The 2,445-nt window shown below is 54.8% G+C and carries 4 protein-coding genes; 2 read left to right on the forward strand and 2 right to left on the reverse strand.

What is annotated here, in order from left to right:
- Together AAAC48_RS22320 and AAAC48_RS22325 are read right to left on the reverse strand one after the other, a co-directional pair.
- Window positions 1–288 (reverse strand): transposase (locus AAAC48_RS22320; protein WP_340656295.1); only part of this gene is annotated, 288 nt, incomplete at its 3' end.
- 573 nt (window positions 289–861) lie between these two features.
- Window positions 862–1,536 (reverse strand): SOS response-associated peptidase, encoded by a 675-nt coding sequence (locus AAAC48_RS22325; RefSeq protein ID WP_340656292.1) that lies wholly within the window; start codon window positions 1,534–1,536, stop codon window positions 862–864.
- A gap of 106 nt (window positions 1,537–1,642) precedes the next feature.
- Between AAAC48_RS22325 and AAAC48_RS22330 the strand changes: the two genes are divergently transcribed.
- Together AAAC48_RS22330 and AAAC48_RS22335 are read left to right on the forward strand one after the other, a co-directional pair.
- Entirely contained in the window at window positions 1,643–1,888 is a 246-nt protein-coding gene (locus AAAC48_RS22330) for a hypothetical protein (RefSeq protein WP_340656293.1), read from the forward strand.
- Window positions 1,889–2,182: 294 nt separating this feature from the next.
- The gene (locus AAAC48_RS22335) at window positions 2,183–2,359 is read left to right on the forward strand and encodes a hypothetical protein (protein ID WP_340656294.1); all 177 of its coding nucleotides are present in this window, start codon (window positions 2,183–2,185) and stop codon (window positions 2,357–2,359) included.
- The last annotated feature ends 86 nt before the right edge of the window (window positions 2,360–2,445 follow it).

Here is a 2,445-nt window from a genome sequence, read left to right on the forward strand (position 1 = left end):
GTAATCGGTGACGCTGATGGTGATTTCAACTGCAGGACATCTGCTTGTCGCCCCAACAGACAACGGACCGTCGTTGACCGTCGCAGGCAGAGCCGCAACGCGCTCTCGGGCATTGCGCCGCCACGTGAACAATTGCGATGGATCAATCCCAATGCGGCGCGCTATAGCCGAAACGCTCGCTCCTGGCTGCAGGGCATCGGCCACCGCCTGTGCCTTGAATTCATCCGACCACCGTCGCCGGACCTGCCGCGGTGCACCCTCAAGGCGGCCGGCGACCGCTTCGATCATATGGAAGGTTCTATGATCAGACATAGGAGCAGACATAGAAGTTCATACCAGAGCTTGTTTATTCCTCAGCCTGCATACCAACACCAAACTTCTCCCGCCAGATGGGGTTGGACCACCGCTTACGAAAAAAATGTGCCGAGCCGACAATATCTTCCTTGAAGATCAGGCACTTTGAGCCCAAGGCCGAGTAAATTTTTCGCCCGGATGGTTCAAAAATAACTTCTACATCGGATTTGTCCTCATCGAGAGCATCAAGCTCTCGAATGACGGCGCATAAGTAATGTCTAGGCTCAATCGGTTTGCCACTGATATGAAAGACTTTCCTAGCTGTTTCAGCTTAGCTTTCTTCATATGCGCGGGGTAGGTGGGTTCGGAGGTTCAGACATCAAAATTGTTTCGATAAGATGGGATCAAAGTGCAGCGCAATCATCAACAGTCCTAGCAACAATAGGCCGACGCATATCTTGCCAATACCATAAAGTAGCGTGCCATAGACGACGCGAGGTTCGTCCGTAAGATCGGCCCATTTCGCCTCCATCTCCAGTGGTGGCTGATCCTCCTCATTTGAGCTGCTTATATGAGGAGTGGCTCCTCTTCCTCTGCCTTCGGCTGTGGCAAAACGATCAGTCCGTCGTCGGGCAGAGGTCTTTGCAGCTTCAACGCTTCCTCGCCCGGCGCGTTCATCCAGACATCGATTTCTTGGGCCGTTGTAAGGATAACTGGCATTGCCTGATGGTGGATTGGTTTGACGATGCCATTGGCATTGGTGGTCAGGAACGCAAAGATATCGGCCTGGACCGGCCCTTCTTTCTTCTTCCGTGTGCTGTACCAGCTCGTCCACAGCCCAGCGAACCAGAACAGGGGCTTATCCTCATTCAAGGCAAACCAGTGCAGCGGCTTCTTCTTCGTGACGGGATCCGGGTGTTGGCCATACTCCGCAAAGCTGGTTGCGGGGACAACGCAGCGGTTGGCCGGCTTAAGCCAAGCCCGCCAGTGAGGCGATTTGGGGTTACGGATATTGGTCACGCCGTTGTCGACTTCGCCCTTGAGATACATCGGTGGCGTCGGCATGCCCCAACGCGCCAAGGCGAGTTCGCGTTCACCGTCCGCGTTCTTGCGGCCGATCGGGGCGTGATTGTCAGGGTAGATGTCCATCTGCGGCGTCAGGCGATTGGTCAAATCATGGATAGGCAGGAAGAGTTGCCGCATCGCTTCGAACGTCGTGGTGGCGTTGTAAAGGTTGCACATGCTGTGGATGATAGTTGATCCGGTTGCGTTCGCAAGCGGCCCCTGCGGCGAAATTGCCCTTGACGTTGTGGGAATATGTTCTCATTTTGTTCTCATGACAAGGACGATGAAAACTATAGGGCAGGCGGCTCGCCAGGGCATGTTGGTGCGGGTGATGTGCCGCAAATGCGGGAAGGTCGGCTTTTTCATCGCCAGCGATCTCGCCAACGTCAACGGACATGGACGCTCGTTCGAGAGTTTGAAGTTCCGATGCAAGGAATGCGATGTCGTCGATTGCGAAGTCGTTCCCTTCGACGATGACCGCGACCGGGTCAACAAGAAGCGCATCGTCTGGCGACCGGTGCAGATGTAATCATGGATAGCGACAACGGAACGATCGGTGCGCTAATAGATCACACGTATTCGCTCTGGGCGCATTGCTACGCGCGCGATTGCCACCATTCCAGTCAAATTGATCTGACAAAATTGGCAGTGCGTTTGGGCCGCGAACACAGCGCCATGCACTGCGACTTAGTGCCAAAGCTTCGGTGCTCAAAATGTGGATCGAAACACGTGGGGATCTCGGCGACGCCTTATTGAAGCGGTGAATCAGTGGAACATTCCCTTGCGGTAAGCAGTTAAGAGCTCATCATGAGGAGAAATTGATATGGGTGATCCGATACCTGGTCCAGAGCCAGAACCGAACCCGCCGCTGCCCGGCGATCCGCCAGCCCCCAACCCGGAGCCTGGACCAATTCCGCCAGTAGCGGAGCCACCGCCAATTCAATTGCCGGACGAGATGCACGGTGACGGGCGTTATCCACAAGCGAAGAAGGTTGAGTAAGCCCCGACTACAGAAATTCCTGCGTATCGTATGTTAGGTCGAAGCAAATTCGTGTTATGGCCCGCGGAATTCCGCCATCCAGAAAA

The organism is Phyllobacterium sp. (assembly GCF_037994405.1).
Classification (GTDB): domain Bacteria; phylum Pseudomonadota; class Alphaproteobacteria; order Rhizobiales; family Rhizobiaceae; genus Phyllobacterium.

Bases quoted from the DNA above. Each gene is read 5' to 3' on its own strand.
- AAAC48_RS22335 (WP_340656294.1), top strand. From the start codon at position 2,183: ATGGGTGATCCGATACCTGGTCCAGAGCCAGAACCGAACCCGCCGCTG.
- AAAC48_RS22325 (WP_340656292.1), bottom strand. From the start codon at position 1,536: ATGTGCAACCTTTACAACGCCACCACGACGTTCGAAGCGATGCGGCAA.
- AAAC48_RS22330 (WP_340656293.1), top strand. From the start codon at position 1,643: ATGAAAACTATAGGGCAGGCGGCTCGCCAGGGCATGTTGGTGCGGGTG.